At 55.8% G+C, this 24,050-nt stretch carries 25 protein-coding genes; 22 read left to right on the top strand and 3 right to left on the bottom strand.

The genetic code is table 11. The features are described from left to right. Both ACHZBS_RS05615 and ACHZBS_RS05610 read right to left on the bottom strand, forming a co-directional pair. A complete protein-coding gene (locus tag ACHZBS_RS05615; protein WP_319405542.1) occupies nucleotides 1-1,314 on the bottom strand; it encodes an amidohydrolase in 1,314 nt (437 codons plus the stop codon). Continuing rightward, nucleotides 1,311-2,150, bottom strand: a complete 840-nt coding sequence (locus tag ACHZBS_RS05610) for a purine-nucleoside phosphorylase (RefSeq protein ID WP_319405541.1) — start codon at nucleotides 2,148-2,150, stop codon at nucleotides 1,311-1,313. Before ACHZBS_RS05610 ends, ACHZBS_RS05615 begins: the two co-directional genes overlap by 4 nt. Before the next feature lie 278 nt (nucleotides 2,151-2,428). Here ACHZBS_RS05610 and ACHZBS_RS05605 point away from each other — a divergent pair, with 278 nt between their 5' ends. The 13 genes from ACHZBS_RS05605 to ACHZBS_RS05545 all read left to right on the top strand — a co-directional run bounded on the left by ACHZBS_RS05605 (nucleotide 2,429) and on the right by ACHZBS_RS05545 (nucleotide 13,580). After that, entirely contained in the window at nucleotides 2,429-2,923 is a 495-nt protein-coding gene (locus ACHZBS_RS05605; RefSeq protein WP_319405540.1) for an NAD(P)H-dependent oxidoreductase subunit E, read from the top strand. Nucleotides 2,924-2,974: 51 nt separating this feature from the next. Next, the gene (locus ACHZBS_RS05600; RefSeq protein ID WP_319405539.1) at nucleotides 2,975-3,328 is read left to right on the top strand and encodes a hypothetical protein; all 354 of its coding nucleotides are present in this window, start codon (nucleotides 2,975-2,977) and stop codon (nucleotides 3,326-3,328) included. 19 nt (nucleotides 3,329-3,347) lie between these two features. Beyond that, the gene (gene nuoF / locus ACHZBS_RS05595; protein WP_319405538.1) at nucleotides 3,348-5,195 is read left to right on the top strand and encodes an NADH-quinone oxidoreductase subunit NuoF; all 1,848 of its coding nucleotides are present in this window, start codon (nucleotides 3,348-3,350) and stop codon (nucleotides 5,193-5,195) included. 13 nt (nucleotides 5,196-5,208) lie between these two features. Further along, a complete protein-coding gene (locus tag ACHZBS_RS05590) occupies nucleotides 5,209-7,263 on the top strand; it encodes an RnfABCDGE type electron transport complex subunit B (protein ID WP_319405537.1) in 2,055 nt (684 codons plus the stop codon). A 42-nt stretch (nucleotides 7,264-7,305) separates the two neighbouring features. Beyond that, nucleotides 7,306-7,800: a SoxR reducing system RseC family protein gene (locus tag ACHZBS_RS05585; RefSeq protein WP_319405536.1), complete on the top strand. Its 495-nt coding sequence runs from the start codon at nucleotides 7,306-7,308 to the stop codon at nucleotides 7,798-7,800. 4 nt (nucleotides 7,801-7,804) lie between these two features. Beyond that, nucleotides 7,805-8,281: a PilZ domain-containing protein gene (locus tag ACHZBS_RS05580; protein ID WP_319405535.1), complete on the top strand. Its 477-nt coding sequence runs from the start codon at nucleotides 7,805-7,807 to the stop codon at nucleotides 8,279-8,281. 204 nt (nucleotides 8,282-8,485) lie between these two features. Next, the gene (locus ACHZBS_RS05575) at nucleotides 8,486-9,457 is read left to right on the top strand and encodes a nucleoside recognition domain-containing protein (RefSeq protein ID WP_319405534.1); all 972 of its coding nucleotides are present in this window, start codon (nucleotides 8,486-8,488) and stop codon (nucleotides 9,455-9,457) included. Between the two features lie 155 nt (nucleotides 9,458-9,612). Continuing rightward, on the top strand, nucleotides 9,613-10,488 hold the full coding sequence (locus ACHZBS_RS05570) for a DUF3108 domain-containing protein (protein ID WP_319405533.1): 876 nt from the start codon (nucleotides 9,613-9,615) through the stop codon (nucleotides 10,486-10,488). Between the two features lie 129 nt (nucleotides 10,489-10,617). Further along, nucleotides 10,618-11,649, top strand: coding sequence for a peptidylprolyl isomerase (locus ACHZBS_RS05565; protein ID WP_319409065.1), 1,032 nt, complete (start codon nucleotides 10,618-10,620; stop codon nucleotides 11,647-11,649). 176 nt (nucleotides 11,650-11,825) lie between these two features. After that, nucleotides 11,826-12,029, top strand: coding sequence for a cold shock domain-containing protein (locus ACHZBS_RS05560; RefSeq protein WP_319405532.1), 204 nt, complete (start codon nucleotides 11,826-11,828; stop codon nucleotides 12,027-12,029). Between the two features lie 386 nt (nucleotides 12,030-12,415). Then, nucleotides 12,416-12,574 carry a hypothetical protein gene (locus tag ACHZBS_RS05555; protein ID WP_319405531.1) on the top strand — a complete coding sequence of 53 codons (159 nt, stop codon included), beginning with the start codon at nucleotides 12,416-12,418 and terminating at the stop codon, nucleotides 12,572-12,574. A gap of 25 nt (nucleotides 12,575-12,599) precedes the next feature. After that, nucleotides 12,600-12,938, top strand: coding sequence for a hypothetical protein (locus tag ACHZBS_RS05550; protein ID WP_319405530.1), 339 nt, complete (start codon nucleotides 12,600-12,602; stop codon nucleotides 12,936-12,938). A gap of 186 nt (nucleotides 12,939-13,124) precedes the next feature. Then, a complete protein-coding gene (locus ACHZBS_RS05545; RefSeq protein WP_319405529.1) occupies nucleotides 13,125-13,580 on the top strand; it encodes a cytochrome c in 456 nt (151 codons plus the stop codon). Nucleotides 13,581-13,693: 113 nt separating this feature from the next. On the opposite strand, the gene ACHZBS_RS05540 is transcribed toward ACHZBS_RS05545, so the two are convergent. Continuing rightward, the gene (locus ACHZBS_RS05540) at nucleotides 13,694-14,386 is read right to left on the bottom strand and encodes a cytochrome b/b6 domain-containing protein (protein ID WP_319405528.1); all 693 of its coding nucleotides are present in this window, start codon (nucleotides 14,384-14,386) and stop codon (nucleotides 13,694-13,696) included. A gap of 475 nt (nucleotides 14,387-14,861) precedes the next feature. Between ACHZBS_RS05540 and ACHZBS_RS05535 the strand changes: the two genes are divergently transcribed. The 9 genes from ACHZBS_RS05535 (at nucleotide 14,862) to ACHZBS_RS05495 (ending at nucleotide 24,007) form a co-directional block, all read left to right on the top strand. Next, complete coding sequence (locus tag ACHZBS_RS05535) at nucleotides 14,862-15,476, top strand: MliC family protein (RefSeq protein WP_319405527.1); 615 nt, start codon at nucleotides 14,862-14,864, stop codon at nucleotides 15,474-15,476. Nucleotides 15,477-15,557: 81 nt separating this feature from the next. Next, entirely contained in the window at nucleotides 15,558-15,989 is a 432-nt protein-coding gene (locus ACHZBS_RS05530; protein ID WP_319405526.1) for a hypothetical protein, read from the top strand. Between the two features lie 103 nt (nucleotides 15,990-16,092). Further along, the gene (locus tag ACHZBS_RS05525; protein WP_319405525.1) at nucleotides 16,093-17,439 is read left to right on the top strand and encodes an LssY C-terminal domain-containing protein; all 1,347 of its coding nucleotides are present in this window, start codon (nucleotides 16,093-16,095) and stop codon (nucleotides 17,437-17,439) included. 21 nt (nucleotides 17,440-17,460) lie between these two features. Beyond that, nucleotides 17,461-18,453, top strand: a complete 993-nt coding sequence (locus ACHZBS_RS05520; RefSeq protein WP_319405524.1) for a TAXI family TRAP transporter solute-binding subunit — start codon at nucleotides 17,461-17,463, stop codon at nucleotides 18,451-18,453. 31 nt (nucleotides 18,454-18,484) lie between these two features. Beyond that, nucleotides 18,485-19,024, top strand: coding sequence for a hypothetical protein (locus ACHZBS_RS05515; protein ID WP_319405523.1), 540 nt, complete (start codon nucleotides 18,485-18,487; stop codon nucleotides 19,022-19,024). 27 nt (nucleotides 19,025-19,051) lie between these two features. Then, nucleotides 19,052-20,181 (top strand): IS3 family transposase gene (locus tag ACHZBS_RS05510; protein ID WP_319405160.1). Its coding sequence is split into 2 segments (ribosomal slippage): nucleotides 19,052-19,322 and nucleotides 19,322-20,181, totalling 1,131 coding nucleotides; the frame shifts between segments, so codons are not numbered across the junction. Further along, entirely contained in the window at nucleotides 20,138-21,358 is a 1,221-nt protein-coding gene (locus ACHZBS_RS05505) for a phosphatidylserine/phosphatidylglycerophosphate/cardiolipin synthase family protein (RefSeq protein ID WP_319405522.1), read from the top strand. The genes ACHZBS_RS05510 and ACHZBS_RS05505 overlap by 44 nt, the downstream gene beginning before the upstream one ends. Before the next feature lie 238 nt (nucleotides 21,359-21,596). Further along, nucleotides 21,597-22,373: a lipase family protein gene (locus ACHZBS_RS05500; RefSeq protein ID WP_319405521.1), complete on the top strand. Its 777-nt coding sequence runs from the start codon at nucleotides 21,597-21,599 to the stop codon at nucleotides 22,371-22,373. 194 nt (nucleotides 22,374-22,567) lie between these two features. Continuing rightward, on the top strand, nucleotides 22,568-24,007 hold the full coding sequence (locus ACHZBS_RS05495) for a hypothetical protein (protein WP_319405520.1): 1,440 nt from the start codon (nucleotides 22,568-22,570) through the stop codon (nucleotides 24,005-24,007). Nucleotides 24,008-24,050 lie beyond the last annotated feature (43 nt).

Here is a 24,050-nt window from a genome sequence, read left to right as displayed (position 1 = left end):
TCAGTGGCCCCGTATCGCTTCGGCGATCTGGCGGGTGTCGGCCATGATTTTTTCCAGGTCCATATTCATGAGTCGGCGGTCTTTCATCAGCACCCGGCCGTTGATCACGGTGGCAAAGACATCGCTTCCGCCGACGGCGTAGACCAGATGGGAGGCCGGATGGTACATGGGGGTCAGGTGGGGTTTGCGGGTATCGATGACGATGATGTCGGCCTTCTTGCCGGTCTCGATGCTGCCCGTAATCCGGTCCAGCCCCAAGGCCCGCGCACCGTCGATGGTGGCCATGCGAAGCACGGTGGCAGCGTCCATCACCGTGGGGTCCAGGCGGCTGGCTTTGTGCAGCTTGGCGGCCATATCCATCTCGGCGAACAGATCCAGGTTGTTGTTGCTGGAGCAGCCGTCGGTGCCCAGACCGATGCACACTCCCCGTTCGACCAGATCGGCCACCGGTGAGACGCCGGAGGCCAGCTTCATGTTGCTCTCCGGATTGTGGGACACTTTGACGTCATGCTGCTGAAGCAGATCCATGTCTCTGTTGCTGAGTACGACGCAATGACAGGCCAGCAGGTTGGCGCCCAGCACTCCCAGGTTGGCCAGGTGAGCCACCGGCGTGGTTCCGTATTTTTCCCGGATGTCGTGGACTTCCTTGTGAGTCTCGGAGAGGTGGATCACCAGCGGTACCCGATGCTCCCGGGCGATGTCGGCGGCTTCGGTCAGCAGGTCCGGTGCGCACAGATAAGGGGAGTGGGGTTCCACGGCGATGGTGACCAGCGGGTCGTTTTTCCAGGTGTCGATCAGGTGGCGGGTGTAGTCGAATCCTTTTTCAATGGGGCCGTAGTTCGGCGAGCGAAAATCGTAGAGCACCTCCCCCACCACCGCCCGCATACCGGCGAAACTGGCAGCGCGGGCCACGGCATCTTCGAACAGGTACATGTCGCAGAAGCAGGTGGTCCCTGAAAGGATCATTTCCGCACAGCCGAGCAGCGTGCCCGCATGCACCTTGTCCGCATCCAGCTGGGCCTCGGCGGGGAAGATGTGCTCGTTGAGCCAGGTCATCAACGGCAGATCGTCGGCCAATCCCCGAAACAGGGTCATGGCGGCGTGGGTATGGGTGTTGATCAGGCCGGGCATGATGATGCCGCCGGCGGCATCGATGGTCTCCTTTGCAGCTATCGATCCGACCTCGGTTGCCGGACCGACAGCCGCCACCGTCTCCCCGCAGACCGCCACTGCTCCGTTTTCGATGATGCGGCCATGCGGGTCCATGGTCATGACGATACCGTTGGTGATCAACAGATCGGCGGCTGTCGTCATGGCAATGCGTCCCCGTGGATCTGATCTACTACCGCTCCGATCAGGCGGTTGAGCATGGGGGCTGCCCGGTTGGCCGCGGCCACGATCGCCTCCAGCGATGCCGGAGCCGGACGGTCCGGGTCGTTGATGTTGGTGATGATGGACAGTCCCAGCACCCGCATGCCGGCATGCACGGCGGCAATGGTTTCCATCACGGTTGAAAAACCCACCGCATCGGCACCGATGAGTTTCAAGAAGCGGATTTCTGCCGGTGTTTCCAGTGACGGCCCCTTCAATCCGGCATAGACGCCGCTTTTTAAAGGAATGCCCAGGCTGTCGGCAGCCCGGCGGGAAAGCTGGATCAGGGAACGGTCATAGGCTCCCGTCATGTCCGGGAATCGGGGTCCCCAGTCGTCATGATTGGCTCCGATCAGCGGATTTTCACCGGTGAGATTGATGTGGTCGCGGATCACCATCAGGTCGCCCTGGCGAAAGGCGGGGTTCATTCCTCCGGCCGCATTGGAGAGAATCAGGTGCCTTACACCCAGCGCCTGCATTACCCGTACGGGAAAGGTCACGGCTCCGGGGCCATAGCCTTCGTACAGGTGGAAGCGGCCTTGCATGACCATCACCGGGTGCCCGGCGAGGGTCCCGGCCATCAGCCGTCCCGAATGCCCGACAACGGTGGATACGGGAAAGTGGGGGATGTCGGCGTAATTCATTGTCAACGCATTGTCGAGGGGGCCGACGGCCTCCCCCAGCCCGGTGCCGGTGATCACTCCGGTTACCGGCGTAGCGTCGAGTTTCGATTCGAGAAATACGGCAGTTTCGCTCACCTTTGCTTTCAGGCGGTCCAAGGGTTGCCTCCGGTGTCTGCTTGCGGGGTTTTCCTATCCTTTCGGGTAATTTTAATCACCCTCCGGGTGTTGAAGTTATAGACCAGCTTTTCCAGCTCCGTCAAGCGTTGTCAGGCGCGGGTGGACGGCCATGATAGCGTTGACATTTATATATAATTATGAAATGTTGCCACGCGGTGATCGGTGATTCTTTATCATTGCGTTACCGGCAGCCGATTCGTCCAATCAATGCGCATTTGAAGCCTTTGCATTTTTGCGGTTTAAGGAGCGTTCCAGACATGACCCTGACCCACCACCCGCACCACCCGGATATCAACGACGACATGTGGTCGCAGATCGACGCGGTCATCCAAAAAAACAGGACCATTTCCGGGGCTGTCATCACGGTTCTCAGGGAGTGCCAGACCATCGCCGGTTACCTGCCCGTGGAGCTGCTGGACTACATCGCCCAGGGCCTCAACCTGCCTTCCAGCAGTGTTTATGGCGTGGCCTCCTTCTACTCCCTGTTTTCCATGGTGCCCAAGGGCCGGCACACCATCAGGATCTGCATGGGAACGGCCTGCTACGTCAAAGGCATCAAGGAGGCCCTGAGCCGCATCGAAAATACATATCAGCTGAAAGAGGGCGGCACCACCGAGGACCGGCGTTTCTCTTTAGAAGCCGTTCGCTGCCTGGGTGCCTGCGGCCTGGCACCGGTGATGGTCGTCGATCAGGACACCCACGGAGACGTGAGTTCGGACAAAGTTCTTGAATTGCTCGACATGTATGCTTAGGCGTATCGTTGTCAATCCCTTAACCCCAATTGCTTTCAAGACAGAGCGAACATGAAAATCTCCGAAATTAAAGATATCCTCAAAGGCAGCATGCTTTGTGGTGAAAACCAGATGGACAAGACCATCGTCGCCGGCGGGGCGGCGGACCTGATGGACGATGTGCTGGCGGCCGCGGCCAAGGGCTGTGCCCTGTTGACGGGCGTTACCACGGACCATGTTATCCGAACGGCAAAAATCGTCGGTGTGAGCACTATTGTCATCGTCAGGGGTAAAACCCCCCCTGCGGCATTCGTGGAGATGGCCAAATCTTTCGAAATCCCGCTGATGGTGACCGAATATTCGTTGTTTGTGGCCTGCGGCCGACTGTACATGAATGGCATCAGGGGGCTGGACGGTTCCTGGTAAAACCTGCTGGAGATGGAATATGGCGAAACTGACCACTCAGGACCTGGAAAACATTAAACGTGCACAAAAGGAGCGGTTGGCGTTCAGGGACAGGACCTACCTGCTGATCTGCGGCGGCACCGGCTGTCATGCCACCGGCTCCATCCGGGTCAAGGACGCCCTGCTGGCGGCCATCGAGGAAAAGGGCTTGAGCGATACGGTCCAGGTGATCGAGACCGGCTGCAACGGCTTCTGTGCCATGGGGCCCATTCTGGTGGTTCACCCCGGCGATATTTTCTACCAGAAACTTACTGTGGAGGATATGCCCGAACTGGTGGAGTCCCACCTGATCAACGGCAAACCGGTGGAGCGCCTGTTTTACAAGGACCCGGTATCCAAAGCCAAAATCGCCGCCCAGACAAAGATTCCCTTTTTTGCCCACCAGATGCCCCGGGCCCTGCGCAACAAGGGGTTGATTAACCCCGAGTCCATCGATGAGTACATCGGCCGGGACGGATATATCGGCGCGGCCAAGGCGCTGTTCGACATGACCCCTCAACAGATCATCGAAGAGATGAAGGTCTCCGGCATGCGGGGGCGCGGCGGTGCCGGGTTTCCCACGGGCGTGAAATGGGATTTTGCCAGTAAGAGTGCCGGCGCGGTCAAATATGTGCTGTGCAACGCCGACGAGGGCGACCCCGGTGCATTCATGGACCGGAGCATCCTCGAAGCGGACCCCCATGCGGTGCTGGAGGGCATGATTATCGCCGCCAAGGCCATCGATGCCCATAAAGGATACATCTACGCGCGTACCGAGTATCCCCTGGCCATCAAGCGGCTGGGCATCGCCATCCATCAGGCCAAGGATTACGGGCTGCTGGGTGACAATATCCTGGGGTCGGAGTTCTCCTTTGATATTGAGATCTACCAGGGTGCCGGCGCCTTTGTCTGCGGCGAAGAGACCGCCCTGATGCGATCCATAGAGGGCAAGCGGGGCATGCCGCGACCCCGACCGCCGTTTCCGGCCCACAAGGGGCTGTGGGAAAAGCCCACTATTCTCAACAATGTGGAAACCCTGGCCAACGTACCCCAGATTATGGTCAAGGGCGGTGCCTGGTATGCCGGTGTGGGTACCCAGACCAGCAAGGGCACCAAGGTGTTCGCCCTGTCCGGGGATGTGAACAACATCGGTCTGGTGGAAGTTCCCATGGGTACGCCCCTGCGCACCATCATTTACGACATCGGCGGCGGCATTCCCAACAAACGCAAATTCAAGGCCGTTCAGCTGGGCGGCCCGTCGGGCGGCTGCATTCCTGAATCCCACCTGGACACCCCGGTAGACTATGAGGCCATCGCCAAGGTAGGTGCCATCATGGGCTCCGGCGGAGCCATCGTCATGGACGAAAAAACCTGCATGGTGGATATGGCCCGTTTTTTCATGGAGTTCATTCAGGATGAGTCCTGCGGTAAATGCACCCCCTGCCGGGAGGGCACCCGCCGCCAGCTCCAGATTCTGGAAAAAATCTGCGAGGGGCGCGGAGAACCGGGCGATATCGACATCCTGATCGAACTCTCGCAGACCATCCGTGAGACCGCCCTGTGCGGCCTGGGCCAGACGGGCCCCAATCCGGTACTCTCCGCGCTGCGTTACTTCAGGGATGAGTTCGAGGCTCACATTTACGAAAAGCGCTGCCCGGCCAAACGCTGTGTGGCGCTTCTCCGGTTTGAAATTGAACCGGACGCCTGCACCCGCTGCGGCATGTGTTTCCGGGCCTGTCCGGCCGATGCCATTGTCTGGGAAAAGAAGGCAGTGGCCCGCATCGACAAGGAAAAGTGCATCAAGTGTCTGACCTGCTACGATAAATGCAGGTTCGACGCCATTTTTTAACAGGAGCGTTGAGATGACGATAGCCATAATACTCATGGGCGGACTGGGACTGGTGGTGGGTGTCGGCCTGGCCCTGGCCTCCAAGGTTTTTTACGTCTATGTGGACCCCAAAATCGTATCCGTCGAAGAAGTCCTGCCCGGGGCCAACTGCGGCGGCTGCGGCATGCCCGGCTGCAGCGCCAACGCGGAAGCCATCGTGGCGGGCAAGGCCTCGCCCAACTCCTGTGTGGCCGCCGGCGATGAGGTGGCTCTGGCCATTGCCGCCATCCTCGGTGTCAGCGTAGAGGCCAAGGAGCCGGATATCGCCCTGCCCGGGTGCACTTACGGCGTGGCCGACGCGGATGTCAAATACAGCTATGACGGCATGAACGACTGCCGGGCCGTTGCCCTGCTCTCCGGCGGTATGAAGGTGTGCAATATCGGCTGTCTCGGCCTGGGTACCTGCGCTGCCGCCTGCCCCTTCGACGCGATCGTCATGGGCCCCCAGGGGCTTCCCGTGGTGGACGAAGTCAAATGCACCGGCTGCGGCACCTGTGAGCGGATCTGTCCCAAGCACATCATCACCTTGTCGTCGGTCACCCGGAGAATCCTCAAGGAGTACACCACCGAAGACTGTACGACACCCTGCCAGCGCGCCTGCCCTGCGGGGATCAACATCAGCCGTTACATCCGGCAGATCGCCGAAGGCGATTACCACGGGTCGGTTCAAACCATCAAGGAACGCAATCCTTTTCCCACGGTGATCGGCAGAATCTGCCCGCGACCCTGTGAAAACGACTGCCGGCGCAAATATGTGGACGAGCCGGTGGCGATCAATTTTCTGAAGCGCTTTGCCGCCGACTATGAACGCACCCGGAACGAGCGCGTCCAGCCATTCAAGGCTCCGGATACCGGCCGCCGCATCGCCGTGGTCGGCGGCGGGGTCCAGGGCCTTTCCGCGGCCTTTTTTGCGGCCCGGTTGGGCCATGGGGCCACGGTGTTCGAAGGTACGGACCGCCTGGGCGGCCTGCTCAATACCGCCATTGCCAAGTACCGTCTGCCCGAAACGATCCTCAAGTGGGATATCGACGGTATCCTGGAGATGGGCGTGGACGCCCGAACCGGCCAGATGCTGGGCCGTGACGTGACCGTGGCCGGCCTTCTGGATGACGGCTACGAGGCGGTGTTCCTCGCTTCGGGCGGGTGGGACAGCCGACTGGCCCGGGGTGCCGAGAAAACGGTGGAAGCGCCGCTGCCCGGCGGCTGCCTGCTGCTGGACCTGCTGCGTTCCGGCAAAAAGGGACATGGGACGGTATCCTGCGGGAGTCATACGGTGATTGTCGGCGGTGAAGAATTGGCCGGCGAGAGCCTGGACAAGGCCCGTTCCCTGGGCGCCGAGACCGTTACCTTCATTTTTCGGGAGAGCCCCGGCAACGCCACCGTTTCGGCGCTGACCCAAGCCGGAGCCAACGTAATCTTGCGAGCCGGTGTTACCCGCCTGTTCGGCGACGGGGAGTCGCTTACCGAACTCGAAGTGCTGAATGGGGATACCGGTGAAATACGCCGGCTTGAAGCCCAGACGCTGGTCTTCTCCGCGGGAAGATTCCCCGAGCTTATTTTTACTCGGCCCAACGGCGGTCATGACACTGAAAGCCGCCCGGGAACCTGGACGGCCATTCCCCCTTACAAACCGCCGGACCATGCCGACGAAGCCGGTTTGTTTGCCACAGGCGACGCCCTGACCGATTTCAGTGGCGCCATCAAGGCCATCGGCGCCGGGCGTCGTGCCGCCGCGGCCATCCATAAGCTCATTTACGATATTCCTTTGGATTTGCCGGGAAACATCCTGAAGTCCGATGCAGCCATCCAGAACGTGGACCACGTGGAAGCGGTGGCGACCAGCCGGCGCCAAATCATGCCCCTGGCCGACAGCCGCGACCTGGCACAGCTGATGGAACTGGAGAAGGGTTTCGACACGGAGGCCGCCCAGGCGGAGGCTTCCCGGTGTCTCAATTGCGGACTTATCTGCTATCGGAATACGGAAGATCAGCGGCCGCTGGAAAAGATAAGGGACGCCGTCAACGCCTGATTTCCCTTACGGGTGGACACAACGATATACTGAGAAACGCCTATGGCCACCGAAGAAGGTGTCGTATTTAAAATGGGAAGCCCCGAGGCCGGGACGGTATGGGTAAAAACCACCCGCTCCAGTGCCTGTGCGTCCTGTTCGTCCAAAGACGTCTGCAATGTTGGCGGCGAGGGCAAGGAGATGGAGATGGAGGTGGAGGCAATCAACACCGCCGATGCCCGGGTAGGGGATCGGATCGTTTTGAACATTAAAACGGGCTCCTTGTTAAAAGCCACCTTTTTGCTTTATGTCTTCCCGATTCTGGCCATGATCGCCGGTGCGGTACTCGGGCAGACGGTGGCCGTCATGCGGGGCAGCGATCCGTCCGGACTTTCCGCCCTGTTCGGCTTCCTGTTTTTCGGGCTGGCCTTTATCGTCATTCGCATCACGGGCCGGCGCCTTTCCGAAAATACCAGCTACAAACCTGAAATCATAAAGGTCAGGGGCCGCCAATCGCCATCGACGGATGCACTGGTGATGCCTCAAACAGAATTGTAATCGTATGGATCAGACTGTTTTCATATCCAAAAACAACACGGCCACCTTCCGTTGTCCTCAATGCGGCCAGGCCAAAACCGCGGATGTGAGCAAATATGCCTCAACCGATAAGAAAATTTCGGTCAACTGTACCTGTGCCTGTGGCCATCATTTCCGCTGTCGGTTGGAAAAGCGCAAACAATACCGCAAGGGAGCCGATTTACCCGGAAAATTTACCCTTCTGGGAAAAAACGGACCCGAGGACACCGGCCTGGCGAAGGTGGTGGATCTGTCCACTACCGGCCTGAAGTTGAAAATGACCGTTCCCCGGACCTTCCCCATCGGCGCAAAACTGCTGGTGGAATTTCGCCTGGACGACCGCAAACGGACGCCCATGGAGAAGCGTGTCATCGTGCGCAACGTCAGCGGTCTTTATGTGGGGGCCTCCTTTCACCCCAACGAGCCGGACGATCCTGCCCTGGGATTTTATCTCATGCGTTAACCATTTTTTCCTGGATGCCTCCCGGCCATCCTCCGGAGATGTGAACGATCAACACCGATCAGCCATGATTTTTTCGGCTGTTTCTTTTTTGTGAAAACCACCCTGCATTTCAATTCGTGCCCTGCCAAAAAAACTGTGGTATAGGGTCTTTTCTGACAGCGAATGGACCCATAACCGGAACAGGCAGCAAACAGGAACATCACCGTGGCACCCAGCACATGTCCGATTAAAACCAACTTTGAACGTGGCGCCGTAAAGGGATGGGCGGGCTTTCTCTGGATGGTTAAGATCATCCTGCCGGTTTCCTTTGTTACCTTTCTGTTGGATTATACCGGTTGGCTCGGCCGGATGGACGGATTGCTGGAGCCGTTGATGGGAGCGCTCCATCTGCCGGCCATGGCTGCCCTGCCGCTGCTGGCCGGTCTGCTGACCGGTATCTATGGCGCCATAGCCGCCATGTCCGTGCTGCCCTTCACCGTCGACCAGATGACGCTGATGGCCGTGTTTCTGCTTATCGCCCACAGCCTGATCCAGGAAGGCCTGGTGCAGAGTCAGTCCGGATGTCCCGCCTGGCTGGCGACTGCCGTTCGGCTGTCGGCTGCCGTGCTGACCGTCTTCGCATTAGGTTGGGTGGTTGGTCCGGATACGGCTCATAAAGCGGCGGGGGGGGCGTTGGCTTCGGCCCGGGTGACGTTCTGGCCGGCCATGCAAGTGTGGGCCAAAGCCATGGCATGGCTGAGCCTGAAGATTCTGCTCATTATCACGGCCCTGATGATTTTTATGGAAATTCTGAAGCAGTACCGCCTCATCGACAAGGTGGTGCGGATCATCGAACCCTTTCTGGGCCTGTTGGGTCTGGATCGGCAGGTGGGCATGCTGTGGATGACGGCTGCCGTGTTCGGTATCACTTACGGCGGTGCGGTGATCGTAGCGGAAACCCGGGAACGCCATCTTTCTCCAGAGCATCTTAAAACCCTGCACGTCTCCATCGGTATCAATCACGCCATGGTGGAAGATCCCTCCCTGTTTCTGCCCTTGGGCATTCATCCCTTCTGGCTGTGGATTCCCCGGCTGGTAACCGCTGTGGCTTTCACCCAGGCATACCGGGTATGGTTGTGGACGAAAAATCGCCGCCGGTCGATTGCCGGTATCAGCTTGTCCGTTGACGGCCGTTGAGTGCAGCGGCTGACGGGACGGGGATTCAACGGAGTTGATCAAAATCCCACTGAATGGCTGACGGGTCGACCGATGGACCGGTTTCGACGAACGAAATTGCCGTTATTGCGGATGCAGTTGGGCTTCAACACCTTTATCAATATGCGAACGTCACCATGCGGATAAGGACAAACAGACATCAATGGGCAATGGATCGGGGGGGGATCAAGGGTGCCGGGCGGCGCCATCATGGTACCCGCTGGGCTGCCATGGTGGGGATTGCCATCTGGCTGTTGATCGGCGGCACGGCCCGGTCAGCGGATTCACCTGCTCCCACGCAAGCCTTCAGGCCGGGTGAACGATTGACCTTTGTGCTCAAATGGACCATCATTCCGGCCGGGGAGGCGGTGCTGGAAGTGCTGCACCAGGAGCACATGGCCGGGATCGATGCCCATCATTTTGTCCTGACAGCCCGGTCCAATGCCTTTGTGGATCCCTTTTACATGGTGAGGGACCGTATTGACGCATGGGCTGACGCCACCATGCAACGGTCGTTGTTGTACCGCAAGAAACAGCATGAAGGCAGCACCCGGCGGGACATCACCGTTTCCTTCGATTGGGAGGACATGACCGTCCAATACATCAATCAGGGAGAGGTTCGGGAGCCGATTTTCATCACGGCCGGCACCTTTGATCCGCTGTCCATTTTCTACTGGTCCCGGTCGGCCAACCTGGTCGTCGGCGGTCGCATACAACGATCGGTGACCGACGGGAAAAAGCACGTTCTGGGGGTGGCCGATGTGGTCCGGCGGGAGACGGTGAAGGTGTCGGCGGGAACCTTCGACACGTTTCTCATCGAGCCGGATTTGGCGCATGTGGGCGGCGTCTTCGAGAAAAGCCCGGATGCCAAAATTCAGCTCTGGGTCTCTGCGGATCACCGGCGCCTACCGGTGAAATTGAAAAGCAAAGTAATCGTGGGCAGCTTTTCCGGCGAACTGGTGAGCATGACGGGAACCGGCCCGCTGTCTTCGGGTAATCCTTCAGAAGAATGACATGGACGACAATCATCAGCAGTGGCCTCATTGTAAAGACTGCCGAGTGCCTCAGCGCATCGGTCGTTTCATCGCCCTCATTAACCCTAAACCCATACTGACCGCCATCAGTGCCTTTCTGATCGGCCAATTCCCGGGGTATTTATCAGCGCCCCGCAACCCATCAAGGAGAAATCGATGACCGTTATTCAACCCAAGACTATTTTCGCTGCCCTCGCCATGATGGCGATCCTCCTGGCTGCTCCGACAATCATCATTGCCGCGGAGGCGCCTGCCGGACAAATTGCCCGGGTCAACGATACCGCGGTGCTGCGTCAAGACCTGGACCGCGAGATGAAACTGGTCTCCCTGAAGCTGGCACGCCAGGGGCGGCCGGTGGATCCTCAGCAGCTTAAACGCTACGAGGGGGAGATCCGTGAGACCCTGATCAACCGGACCTTGTTGCTGCAGCAGTCCCAGACCGAGGGAATCGATGTCAAGGACAGCCCCGTAACAAAAGCCCTGGATGAATTCAAGGCTGCCTTTAAGGATGAGAAGTCATATCAGAACGCGTTGTCGGAAATGGGATTTTCCGAGGAGATGCTGAAGCTTCAGATCAAGAATGGGCTGACCATCAAAACGCTCATCGACAAAGAGGTGCTCCAGAAGATATCCGTTTCCGACCAGCAGATCCGCGCATTTTATGATGACAATCCAAACCTGTTCCGCAAGCCGGAGCAGGTGAAGGCCTCCCACATTCTGGTTCAAGTGCCGGAAAACGCCGGCGAAGCCAAGCAGGCTGAAGCCCTGGCCGCCATCCAGGCTCTCAAGACGCGAATCGACAATGGTGAGAATTTCGCCACCCTGGCCCAGGAAAATTCTGACTGCCCCAGCAAGACCAAGGGGGGCGACCTGGGTTTTTTCAGCCGGGATCAGATGGTTCCGCCCTTTTCCGAAGCCGCCTTTGCCCTTCAGCCGGGTCAGACAAGCGATGTGGTGCAGACCCGCTTCGGCTACCACCTGATCCGGGTGACCGAACGCCAGGAAGAGCAGACCATGGCGTTCAACGAGGTAAAGGAGGCCATTTCCGCCCGTCTCCGCCAGGAGCAGGAGGGTAAAAAGATCGACGTCTACTTGGACAAACTGAAGGAACATGCGGATATTAAACGATTTCCGCTGTAGCTTTTCGCTTGACAATGAGTATTTCATTGGCTAAAGATTTTTCTGGATGATAGTTTGGCCAACGCAACCCCTGATCTGACATCTTCTGAGCGGCAATTTTCCATGTGCCGGAGTATCGTCTGCAAAGGCAAAGGGACGTTTTGGAGGGGAACTTTGGAGAAGAGGAGGTCAGTGTTTTGGCGAACGGAACAGTAAAATGGTTCAATGACAAAAAGGGGTATGGCTTCATAAACGAAAACGAAGGTCGAGACGTCTTTGTCCATTTTTCCGCCATCGACATGACGGGATTCAAAACCCTGTCCGAAGGGGACATGGTCGTTTTCGACGTGGAGGAGAGTGATCGCGGACCTGAAGCCAAGAACGTAAAAAGAACAAACTGACAACATCGCATTGATTCCCAACCGGGGCATTCTGCCAGAAATGGCGGGATGCCCCGGTTGTTTAGGGGCGCCCTGTTTTTTCCGCGTAACATCTATATTTTGTACGGTTAAATGGTGAATTAAAAAAAATTATAAAAATAACATATATTTAGATTGTATTTTTTTTAAATAAAGACTATCCTTTCACAGTTAACGCAGGCGGTTTTTAATCCCTCAAGGAAGACAACCGCGTTTCCTTTGATGTTGAGCAATGGCAAAAAGGCCCTGCCGCAGCAAATGTCACTGTGAACTAACTAAGCTTCTGAGTAAACAGGGCATTCCTTCTAATCTTGAGGGGATGCCCTTTCCTTTTTGATTGTCAAAACAACCGCCAGGGAGGTGACTATTTGGCAAGATCAAATTATCAATTTAATAAACGTCAAAAAGAATTGGCGAGGAAGAAAAAGAAAGCGGAAAAAAGACAAAGCCGACTGGAGAAAAGCACTGCCCAGCCAGACGATGCGTCCATTGAATCCCAGGATGTAGAAGAGGATTCATCATTATAGAAAACGGATGAAACGGAGAAAATCCATGCGTCAAAAATATATGATATTCCGAGATCGTACCCAGAAAAAACTCAACATCAAAGAATATGCAATCATCGATAAAGATCTGAAAAAAGCGGCGTCGCCCATTCTGGATACGGGAAGTTTTACATTGCTTGGTGAAGAGAACTATAAAAGTGAGATGGTCGTGAATTCAATCTCTAAAGGAATGAACGCCTTGCTGTCAACCCTGCGGACCCACAATATATTTCCCATCGAACCCAATGCCACCAAAATTGCCGAATCTGTCATGGATTTATACAATTCCTCCGAAGAGAGTTCGGTGGAACTGCTTTTTGACGACCTTGATTTATTGTCCGCCTGAAACCCCAAGGGTGGATTTACCGATTATTTGCCCCTTGACCCAGGCAACAAAACTATTCTATTCATTCCTATCGGCACTTGTTCCCCGTCCCCTTCCTTGTTCAGGACCGTAGCGATAATTGCGAATAGCCGGTATCTGCCACTCGTTGCTGAAGACAGCCAACTATCAAGAAAAAAAGGAGAGCGTATGAGAATTTCACTAAAGGTGACGATTTGTGGGGTCCTTTTGACTGCTATGGTCGGCGTGGCTTTCGCAGGCTTTGCCAAGCCCGAGGATGCCATTCGCTACCGCCAGGCAGTGATGACGGTTATCGGTCAGCATTTCGGCCGCCTGGCGGCTGTGGTCAAAGGACAGCCGCCCTACGATACCAACGAGGTTGAACATAATGCGGCGGTGCTTCGGACAATGGCCGATTTAGCGTGGGAGGCGGTCATGGTGCCCGGATCGGATAAAGGCAATACGACCCTTAATGCCCTGGCGATGAAGGAAAAGGACAAATTCATGGCTGTGGCACAGCAATTTGAGAGCGCTGTCCAAAAACTGGAACAAACGGCAAAAAGCGGTGATATCGAGGCCGTCAAAGCGCAATTCGGAGAGGTTGCCAAGAGTTGTAAAGCCTGCCATTCGACCTATCGGAATTAATAGCCATACGTCGCACCGGAGTCGTCGGCAGCCCGATGCGGCAAATTGAAGCCGACCGGTTTCACCATTAAGCGCCGGCGGCATACCCATCGGCGAGCGGCTCTTTTTGCATGTCAGCGCACCAATAGAAAGACCCCGAGGGCCAGCAGGCTGGCTATGAGTGCCGCCATGCCAAGCAGGTTGGTCGACGACTGATCTTCTGCACCCCAGTGTTTGCGACCGGTGAACATCGGCCGGATCAGGTTTTCGTGTTTGAGGATCAGGTAAAAAAACACGGCCACCACGTGTACGGCAACCAGCAGCAGGATGACTTCCTGGTTCAGTTTGTGGATATGGGTAAGCCAGTCGCTGGTTGCCTTGCTGACCCAGGGGTAAAGAGGCCCCTCGATGAAAATGTCGTCATTGGCGAACAGGCCGGTGACAGCCTGAACCAGCAGGGCGATCAGCATGGCCAGTACGGACCAGCCTCCCAGCGGATTGTGACCCAGATGCCTGGATGCCTCCCGGTTTAGCATGGTACGCGCGTAGCGCAGCACTGCGCCCGGCCCATACACAAAATTCGAAAAGCGCGCATGTCGTCCCCCGACAAAACCCCAGGCCACACGGAACAACAGCAATCCAAAAATGGCATAGCCGCTCCACATATGGTACTGCATCCAAAGCCCTCCGATCTTGCCGGTGGCAAAGGATGCGATCACCAGCATTACCAGCAGCCAATGAAACAGCCGGGTGGGCAGATCCCATACCAGGATCAGTCGGTTGGACGCTTCTGACGGTTTCGATCTTTCACTTGCATCCGGATTCATATTTGGATTCCTTTATTAGGTGTCGTGGTTAATTTTAAGCGTACGCGGGTATTATGGCAAGCCAGTTTGGAAAATGTGGGGTTGATGTTTTAATGTGACCGCTTCCAAAACGGAACTTTCAATTGAATGGAAACTATCGAAAAAAACCATTCAGAATAACCGAAATGAAATGAGACGGATGGTGGCAGGATTGATTGGAGGCCAACCCTCTGGTTACCCCCACATTTTTCTATCATTATGGATTCGCTACCTAATCGATCGTCAGGATAACGACAAGATCTTGATATTATATCGGTTTATATCTCTATGATTCAACGAAGTTTCCAATCTTGACAAAACCAAATTGAAAACAATGTTGTTTCAATGCCTATTTTATATTCATTTTCGCTACAACAACCTACGATTTGAAGATTGTTCATCTGTTTCGAAATCTTCCTGACGAATTGACCGGAATAACCTTGTAATTGGGGAAACGATGAATCAGCGGATAAAGATAGTCGAATTTATTATCATTTCTCTGATGTGCATAGCATTCGGATCAGTCAGGGACAGCGCCCTGGCGGCAGACCCTTCGTTCGACTGCGCCAAAGCGGATGGGACTATCGAAGAATTGATATGCAGGGATAATGGACTCGCAACACTGGACCGGGAGTTGGCCGAGGTTTATGCCGTCGCTCGCCGAAAGGCGGTTAACGAACATCCCCCGGTGCTCGAGGTGGAGCAGCGTGGCTGGATTAAAGGACGCAACGACTGTTGGAAAAGTGATTCCCTACGATCTTGCACCGAAAACGTATACACAAACCGTATCGCCGAATTGCAGGCACGTTATCGCCTGGTTCCTGAAAAGGGTCCATTCATTTACGCATGCGATGGCAATCCAGGAAACGAAGTGGTCATCACATTTTTTGAAACCGAGCCACCGGCTTTAATCGCCGAGCACGGTGATCAGGTGTCGCTGATGCTTTTGCAGCCTTCCGGCAGCGGTTCCAAATATAAGGGGAGAAACGAGCTTTTCTGGGAACACCAGGGCGAGGCCACGGTTGTTTGGGGATACGGCGCACCGGAGATGCGCTGTATGCAAAGGCAGTAGCATAAAGAATGTCATTCAAGCCTTGCCAAACACGGCGGGACACAATTTTCAGGGTCGACCAACGACCGACAGGAGGATCTCATGGTAAGAAAAATATTATCAGCGGCATTAATGGTTGCATTGGTTATATCCGTGCCGCCGTTCACACCGGTATTCGGTGGCACGATATCAGGCGACGTTGCCCAAAAGACGGAAGAAACTCTGCAGACCATCAAGGCCTATCTGGTTGAGAAAAAAAATGAAGCGGTCGAGCATGGAAAGGTCCTTTTGGAAAAAACGGATGAAGAGATCGCCGCGTTGGAGGGTGAGGTAGCCGATGCCTCCGGCGACGCCAAGACAGCCTACCAGGAAGAAATCAAAAACCTGAAGCAGAAACGTGCCGTCACCGCAAAAAAACTTGACGAGCTGGGAAACGCTTCAGGGGATTCCTGGGATTCTGCCAAGAATGGTTTTGCAGAAGCCTATAAGGCGCTCTACGATGCCTATAAAGAAGCCCTGACGAAGTTCAATTGATAAAAAGCCTTCGTTAGCGCACGCTGCGACAGCGGAGCAACAGGTTGATAATGCTGCTGTGCGGAAGACGGCCTAAAAAGTAAAACGGGAGATGTGACAATCGATGCGTTCAGTTAGGTTTTCCCAACCTCACTACGGTGGTGGTTTCAGACCCGGCATTACAAGCATCGTGAGGATTGTTGCGACCCTGCTTCCTGTGATGGTGCTTGCCAGCTGTGCCACGTTGCGAACCTCAACCTCTTTTAAACCTGCTTCGGTCAACGAGATCCGGTTTCGCGACCGCGCGCTATCGAAGTCTGATGCGGAAGTGCGGGTGACCGTGGCGGTGCCGACCGCCGAGGAGAGCAGTGCGTTGTTTAATACCGATTTGATCCGGAAGGAGATTCAACCGGTATGGGTCAAGGTCGAAAACCATAGCGACCGAATTTACTATCTGAACAGCACGGCCACGGATCCAAATTATTTTTCACCGTTGGAAACGGTTTATGCCGTGCGAGGCGGGCTTTTCGGCATTTACCGCGATGCCATGGAGAATCATTTCCGGTCGATGAGCTTCCACAATCCGGTCATGCCTAACACGGCTGCAGCGGGTTTCATTTTCACCAACCTCGATGAGGGTGAAAAAGTTGTGCAGATCGACCTGATCGCAGCCGAGCAGGTTAAATTCTTTACTTTTTTCGTCCAGATCCCCGGCATGCGGGTCGACTACCGCATGGTGGATTTTGCGGATGATGAAATCCTTGAGGTCAATGAAGATGAGCTAAAGGCAGCCCTTGAGGAGTTTCCTTGTTGCACCACCAATCTAACGGGCGACAAGCTCGGGGACCCCTTGAATCTGGTGATTATCGGTGACTTCAAGGATGTCGCTGCCGCCTTCGCCCGCCGGGGTTGGCTGCCAGCCGAAGAGACTTATTCCACGGCCGTTTGGAAAACGATCAAGTCCTATCTTTTTGGTTCGCGCTACCGCTATTCGCCGGTGAGCCCGCTTTATTCCTACGGCCGGCGCCAGGACTTCGCGCGTCAGAAACCGCGGCACAACATCCACGAGCGCAACCATTTGCGGCTGTGGTACAGTCCCTTGCGTTACCGGGGCAAACCGGTGTTTGTCGGCCAGGTCAGTCGTGACATCGGAGTCCGCTTCACCTCCCGAGCCTGGCCACCCGTCACCCACAAGATCGATCCGGATATTGACGAAGCGCGCGATGCCGTCATCGAGGATCTGATTTATTCGCAAATGCTCGCCGAAGTCGGCTTTGTGAAAGGCGTTGGGCGAGTTAGAGCGTCCAACCCCAGGGCCAATTTGACCGGCGATCCCTACTTTACCGATGGGCATCGCGTCGTGTTGATACTCGATGAGGGTCCTGTGGCATTGGATAAAGTCAAGTCGCTCGGCTGGGAAGCATCCCAGACGTTTCGTATCGGGGCGTCAATGGAACCGTCGCCAAATTGAAGGCCGGAGAATGAGGTCGCCATGAGAAAAAAGACAACAGTCGTTGGGTTCGCCGGTTTATTGATCGGGCTGTTATTGCTTGGCGGTCCACCCGTGCTTTCGGCCGCTGAAATTTTCGTCACCATCGGCGGTGGGGATCGGTCCGGCGTTTACTACCCCAGCGGCCTGGCCATCGCCAGGATGCTCAACGCCAAACGCCACGACTATGGTATTCGGGCGACGGTGGAAGCAACCGATGGCGCGACCTTCAACATGAATGCGATTCTGGCCGGCTACATGGACTTCGGCCTTACCCAGTCCGATAAACTCTACCAGGCGTTCAATGGCCTGGTCGAGTGGGCGGACAAGGGCCCCCAGCAGGAACTGCGGGCTGTGTTCAGTCTCCACCGTGAGGCCCTGACCCTGGTGGCTGCGGTGGATGCGGACATCAATGCCATGGATGATCTGAGGGGAAAAACAGTCAGCCTCGGCAATCCGGGCTCCAGCCAGCACTGGACGGTCACGGAGGCTTTGACGGCATTCGACCTGGATCCAAACCGGGATTTCGATGCCATTGAAGTGATGGCCTCAGATGCGCCGGCTTTGCTGGCGGACCACCGTATCGACGCCTATTTTTACACTGTGGGGCACCCCAGCGAGACCATCCGCAAGGCCCTTTCCGGTGAGCGTCAAGCCCGCCTTATCCCAATCGTCGGACCCGGTATCGACCAACTGGTTGCCACTCGCAAATACTACATCAAAGCGACGATTCCGGTTATGCAGCTCTGCGCGGATGCGGCCGGTCAAGCGGACGTGACCACGTTCGGCGTTATCGCCACCCTGTGTACGTCCGCCAGGGTGCCTGTGGATGTCGTCTACGACCTCACCAAAGAGGTATTTGACAATCTCGAGATCTTTCGCCGGCAGCATCCGGCCTTTTACCAGTTGACCCGCAAAGGCATGCTCGAGGGGCTGACCGCTCCACTGCATCCCGGCGCACTCAGGTATTACAAGGAAACCGGGTTGATCGATTAGCGTCATCCATCGGCCCGATCGGAACTTTGCCATGAATCGATACCATTTTTTGCTGATCGGTGGCTGCCTTTTGGCACTTCTGCTGGGTTGCGCCCCGCAGGATAGGCCGCCAGCGGGCCCGGATCATGTCTTGGCACCCTTGATGCCGTTCCTGGAACCCATCGGCAAAGACCACCAACCGGTTCCGGTTTTCGGTGCATTGAATGAATATACCGGCAGCCCGCTCGAGGAAGTGGGTTATGCGAGCCTTTACGACGTTCATGATTACAGCCGGATCGCGTTGCTGAGGAACGGTGATGAATCATTTGCTGCGCGCGTGCAGTTGCTCGAAAAGGCCCGAACCTCTATCCGCATTCAAGCCCTGGTGTTCTGGGGCGACGAATCGGGACTGCATATTGCCGAGATCCTTAAAAAGAAAAAAGCTGAAGGCCTCGATGTCCGTGTGATCGTGGATGCGCTCTCGAATCTCGGCCTGCAGACACAGTGGATGTATTTCGATTTGAAACAGAGAGCCGGTTTCGGAAAAAAGGACAGGCTTTTAAGTGAAAACTCTGCTCTAATAACGCAGTAACTATTCGTTAACCAAGGAGAGCAGACAATGAAACGACCTAGACGGAATCACGCAGCAACCTTCAAAGCCAAGGTGGCGATAACAGCCTTACGGGGCGACCAGACCTTAGCGGAGTTGGCTCAACAGTTCGATGTCCACCCGAACCAGATCGTGCAGTGGAAGACCCAACTGCAAGAGCACGCCAAGGATCTGTTCGCTACAGCGGCAGAGCGCAAGGCCGTCAACGGCCCCAATGTCAAAGATCTACATGCCAAGATCGGCCAGTTGGCAATGGAAAACGATTTTTTGGCCGGCGCGCTCGGTCGTATTCCCGATGCGAGCGCAAAGTGATGATTGATCGGCAGCACCCGTTGCCGGTGGTGCAGCAATGCAAGATCCTGAAAATGGCGCGCTCGTCGTTCTATTACGCCCCCCGGGCCGTCTCAGCAGCAGATTTGGAATTGATGCGGCAGATTGACAGGCTGCATCTTGCATATCCCTTTGCCGGCAGCCGGATGCTACGGGATCTGCTGCGACAAGACGGGGCCAGTGTCGGTCGCAGGCATGTCGCCACCTTGATGCGAAAAATGGGGATAGAGGCCCTTTACCAACGCCCCCGCACCACCAAACCGCATCTGGGCCATAAGGTGTTTCCGTACTTGCTGCGCCATCGAAAGATCACAGCGCCCAATCAGACCTGGGCCATGGATATCACCTACATTCCGATGAACAAGGGCTTTATCTACCTGGCGGCTGTATTGGACTGGGCGACGCGACGTGTCCTGGCTTGGCGGCTGTCCAACAGCATGACGGCCGATTTCTGCATTGATGCTGTCGAAGCAGCGATTCGGGATTACGGAACCCCGGAAATCTTCAATACCGACCAGGGCAGCCAATTCACCGGCAAAGACTTTGTCGGCTTGTTGGAAAAGCATCATATTCAGATCAGCATGGACGGGAAAGGCTCCTGGCGCGACAACGTCTTTGTCGAACGCCTCTGGAAGAGCGTCAAGTATGAAGAAGTATATCTTCATGCCTATGACTCGGTGGCGGATGCCCGGCGCGGCCTGGGGCGCTACTTCCTTTTTTACAACCAACGCCGACCGCATTCGGCGCTTGACGGGCAGACCCCCGATGTGGTCTATTTCGGCCAACTTCCTCAACACCGGGCAGCCTGATCCCAACCCGGCAGAGTTTCTTCACTTAAAAATGCGGGTTTCTGTCCAGCACCCCGGAGCCAGCGCTCAGCACGGAATCGAAGTCCAGGGCTACGAGTCCCTTTATCTGGAGTGGCTAAACGAGATGCCGGTGCCGTTCCTCTCACCCGCCAGGGATCCCGAAGCACCGAATCACCGCTACCATGAGAAGATGTGGATCGTGGACGGAGAAACCGAGGGGGGAACTGCCGTCGTCGGCGGGCTGAATATCGCCAACGCGTATTTTCGGGTGGACCCTTCGGATCCCGAGCAGAACTGGCGCGATCAGGATGTCCTCGTCAAAGGAAGCCTTGTCAGCGACATGGTTACGGCATTCGACAGCAATTTCGACCATTTTCTTAAGATAAAGGCGAGCCGGGCGGGCCTGAATACGGATCTGTATTGGCAACAGACACGGGAATTCCTGGATAAATTCGGAAAATTGACCGTCTCCTACTCGACCCGGTCAAACCTGGTCGAACGCGTAGACCAGATGGCCCGCGTGAAACCGGACCTGAAATTTGACCATGCGCGCAGCCGGTTTTTTCATAACCGCCCCCGGTTGGGCGAATCCTATATCAAACAGGCCTATCGAAAACTGTTTGACCATGCCCAGCATGAGATTGTGATCTGCAACGCTTATTTCATCCCCTCGGCCGATTTCGTCGATGCGATCAGAGATGCCGTCGGACGGGGCGTGCGCGTGATGATCCTGACCAACAGCCCCGAGACGAATGATCTGCCCGAAATGACCATGGTCGGACGCAGCTACTACAAGAACATTCTGTCGATCAACGAGGATGCGGAAATCAGGAAAAGCGGGGGAAACGTCCAGATCTGGGAATGGCTCGGTTGGCGATACGATCGCGCGCAGAAGACCGAAGGGACCATCCATGCCAAGTATGCCGTCTTTGACCGGCGTTATTCACTTGTGGGATCTTACAATCTGGACCCGCGGAGCGAGAACTTCAACAGCGAGACGGCCGTGGTGTTCGAGAGTGACATCCTGTCTGCCGAGTTGGCGGAAATGTTTTATGAAAATGATCTGGCCTACAGTCGGCAAATCACACGGGAAGATGCCGATGAGTTTCGCCAGCCCACTGATGCGCTCTATAAACTACGGAAAGAGTTCGGAGGCCTTTTTGAACCGTTGCTGTAAATCGCCACGGTTATCTGCGGGCCTTCTTCTATCCATGGTGTTGGCGGTTTTCTGGCTTTCCCCCCGGGGTGCGGGTGCAGCAGTTGTCTGCAAAAAGGAACCCCCCGAAATCACATTTAAAAACCTTTCTCCGCCGTACAAGAATTACGATTATTTTGAAAATTTTCATTTTTTCCCTTTTGAATATAATACTTCTTCGTTCAGCCTGATTAATGCGTGGTGGTTGGCAGAAGCGTCCATGCTTGTCTATGCGGACGACGCGTATGTAATGCAACGATTTACCCAGGCCGAACTGACCCATATCCAATTTTTCAATCGGTCCAGCACCCAGTGTTTCGTTGCCGCCAACGACAGGTTCGCCATCGTTGCCTTCCGAGGAAGCGAGATCTGGAAACGGGACGAACATATTGATCCCCGTCGGATAATTGCCGATTTAAAAACCGATATCGATATCCGGTTGTCCCAATGGGATCAGGGTGGGCGGGTCCACAGTGGTTTCAAGGCCGCATTGGATGAGGTCTGGGATGAGTTGCAGCCGGCAATCGACAAGTTACAGGCGCAAGGCCTCAAAATATGGATAACCGGGCACAGTCTGGGTGCGGCTCTCGCGACCCTTGCCGCCGACCGACTGGAGGATGTTCAAGGGCTTTACACGTTCGGATCACCCAGAGTGGGAGATCAAGCCTTTAAAGATAGATTTCGATCTAAAGCCTTTCGGGTGGTCAATGGCAGTGACATCGTTGCCAGTGTCCCTCCGGCTGGTTTCTTTCGCCACGTGGGCGAGCTCAAATGGATTGAACCCCAAAATGGTGGCCGAGATGGTTGCGACGACGATGGGGAAAATGATGCCCCCCCCTTTCGCGAGGATTCGAATGTTAACGGGAGTGCCCGGGAAGGTGCGAAAATCAATTCAGCGGTTTTCATCCCGAGTTCGGTCCGCGACCATGTCCCGTTGCTTTACGCGATATTGCTCTGGAACGAAATGGTAGAAAACCTGACGTTAAACGATAATTAGAACCTATCTCAAAAATAAGGACCAAGGCTCAGGGCAAGCCGTGGGGAATCTTCACCGGAAGGATAAAAAACAATTTATTGTTCGTTCGCTAACCCCACCGCAAGCGACGCGGAATGCGCTCGTCATTGCAGTTCAACGGGACTCAACTCATGGCAACACGTAACAGCGTATATCTTGCGATACCGGCCTTAATAGTGTCCATAACTGTCGCATCCTGCGCCATAGCCCCGCCATCCGCACCGTCCGGGCCATCCGCCAGCGAGGCTGTCCGGTCCGACGGTTCTGCACTGAAAATGCAAGCCCTGGTCATGGGCATGGCCGACGACTATATCGCATCGCTCGGTGAGTCGGTGTACTTGCTCACACGTAGCGGCAAACTGGATTCGAAGGGCCGCTGGCTCGCCCAGTCGTTCCTCCGCAACGGTGTGGGCGCCAGCCTCGACATTGCGGTGGGCCCGAATCCTCCGGTAAATCTGCTTGATCTGCTGGTGCTGGCATCCCTGCAGACGTGGTCGTTCAGCGTCCATTGGATCCCAGCCGGGATAGGAGAAGCAGGCATTCCCGCACTGGAGCGACTCAAGCAGGCAGAAGCGAATGTATGGACTTCCGCGGGGGGAATCCTCTCCGTGGATCAACTGCGCGTCCTGCGCGGGCTGATCGACGCATGGATCGTGGAGAATGCTGACCGGACAGTCGTTGCGCTGGTGAGATTCGATGAGTTCGCCGACGAGCGTAAGATCAGCTCTCTGTCCTTGCGGGGAAAAGCGCGCGGTCTCCTCCGAGAGGTCAGCGAGGCGACCGCCGTTGTTGACGACGCGCGTCTGCTTGGAGAACGGCTGCTTTGGTTTGCCGGACGTTACCCTTACCTGATCGGAGAACAAACCGAACTCACGGCCTACCGGCTCATGGACCAGCCGGAAGGCGCGCAACTCATCGAGGCGATCAAGTCCGCCCGGCAGCTCAGCGAAAAATTTTCAGACCGCCTCGGAACCATCAAAAATGATCTGGAAGAACAGCAGGCGGCCTTCTTTTCGAGGGTTTCAGCCGAAAGAACAGATGCGATCGCTCAGCTGCAAGCAGCGCTGGAAAAAACCGTGAAGGTATCACTCGATCGTGCCACTGAAAGCATTCATACCCAACGTTCCGAAGCCGTCGACCAGCTCTTCGATCGGCTGGCTCAAGAACGGACCCTGTTCCTGGACGACCTTGCGTCCCGGCAGACAGAACTCCTTGAAATCATGACCGAGCTTAGCGAAACAATTTCCGTTTCCGGAACGCTTGCCAGGGAACTGACCGAAACGGTGAATGCCATCGACAGGGTGGTGAGTCGATTCGATACTGATCCGGAGAGCCAAGGAGAGCCGCTTCGCATAGCTGATGTGCGCGATGCGGCAATCGAGACCGGACACGCCGCCGATCGGGTGACCCTTCTGCTGGAGCGGGCCATCGAACTCCTCGAATCCAAGTCGTGGGACCAGAGAATTTCAGTGATGACCGATCCGGTGGAGGCGATCGTCGATCGAATGTTCGGGAGAGGTGTCATCCTAATTTTTCTTCTGATTGCCGGTTTGGGGCTGCTTCGATTGGTGCCGCAACGAAATGTTGGCAGAAGAAACGCGAAACCGAACCCATAGGTGAGGTCGTTCGGAACGCCTTGTTTTATCTGGCGGTTATCGG

Origin of the sequence: uncultured Desulfosarcina sp. (genome assembly GCF_963664155.2) — a bacterium.
Lineage (GTDB): Bacteria > Desulfobacterota > Desulfobacteria > Desulfobacterales > Desulfosarcinaceae > Desulfosarcina.
The sequence above is the reverse complement of the archived record's forward strand: the minus strand, read 5'-3'. Positions and strand labels throughout refer to the sequence as shown.

What these genes read in the sequence shown, in the direction of transcription:
- ACHZBS_RS05615 (WP_319405542.1), bottom strand. Translation starts at nt 1,314, where the DNA reads ATGACGACAGCCGCCGATCTGTTGATCACCAACGGTATCGTCATGACC.
- ACHZBS_RS05605 (WP_319405540.1), top strand. Translation starts at nt 2,429, where the DNA reads ATGACCCTGACCCACCACCCGCACCACCCGGATATCAACGACGACATG.
- ACHZBS_RS05600 (WP_319405539.1), top strand. Translation starts at nt 2,975, where the DNA reads ATGAAAATCTCCGAAATTAAAGATATCCTCAAAGGCAGCATGCTTTGT.
- nuoF (WP_319405538.1), top strand. Translation starts at nt 3,348, where the DNA reads ATGGCGAAACTGACCACTCAGGACCTGGAAAACATTAAACGTGCACAA.
- ACHZBS_RS05590 (WP_319405537.1), top strand. Translation starts at nt 5,209, where the DNA reads ATGACGATAGCCATAATACTCATGGGCGGACTGGGACTGGTGGTGGGT.
- ACHZBS_RS05585 (WP_319405536.1), top strand. Translation starts at nt 7,306, where the DNA reads ATGGCCACCGAAGAAGGTGTCGTATTTAAAATGGGAAGCCCCGAGGCC.
- ACHZBS_RS05580 (WP_319405535.1), top strand. Translation starts at nt 7,805, where the DNA reads ATGGATCAGACTGTTTTCATATCCAAAAACAACACGGCCACCTTCCGT.
- ACHZBS_RS05570 (WP_319405533.1), top strand. Translation starts at nt 9,613, where the DNA reads ATGCGGATAAGGACAAACAGACATCAATGGGCAATGGATCGGGGGGGG.
- ACHZBS_RS05550 (WP_319405530.1), top strand. Translation starts at nt 12,600, where the DNA reads ATGCGTCAAAAATATATGATATTCCGAGATCGTACCCAGAAAAAACTC.
- ACHZBS_RS05545 (WP_319405529.1), top strand. Translation starts at nt 13,125, where the DNA reads ATGAGAATTTCACTAAAGGTGACGATTTGTGGGGTCCTTTTGACTGCT.
- ACHZBS_RS05540 (WP_319405528.1), bottom strand. Translation starts at nt 14,386, where the DNA reads ATGAATCCGGATGCAAGTGAAAGATCGAAACCGTCAGAAGCGTCCAAC.
- ACHZBS_RS05535 (WP_319405527.1), top strand. Translation starts at nt 14,862, where the DNA reads ATGAATCAGCGGATAAAGATAGTCGAATTTATTATCATTTCTCTGATG.
- ACHZBS_RS05530 (WP_319405526.1), top strand. Translation starts at nt 15,558, where the DNA reads ATGGTAAGAAAAATATTATCAGCGGCATTAATGGTTGCATTGGTTATA.
- ACHZBS_RS05525 (WP_319405525.1), top strand. Translation starts at nt 16,093, where the DNA reads ATGCGTTCAGTTAGGTTTTCCCAACCTCACTACGGTGGTGGTTTCAGA.
- ACHZBS_RS05520 (WP_319405524.1), top strand. Translation starts at nt 17,461, where the DNA reads ATGAGAAAAAAGACAACAGTCGTTGGGTTCGCCGGTTTATTGATCGGG.
- ACHZBS_RS05515 (WP_319405523.1), top strand. Translation starts at nt 18,485, where the DNA reads ATGAATCGATACCATTTTTTGCTGATCGGTGGCTGCCTTTTGGCACTT.
- ACHZBS_RS05505 (WP_319405522.1), top strand. Translation starts at nt 20,138, where the DNA reads ATGTGGTCTATTTCGGCCAACTTCCTCAACACCGGGCAGCCTGATCCC.
- ACHZBS_RS05500 (WP_319405521.1), top strand. Translation starts at nt 21,597, where the DNA reads ATGCTTGTCTATGCGGACGACGCGTATGTAATGCAACGATTTACCCAG.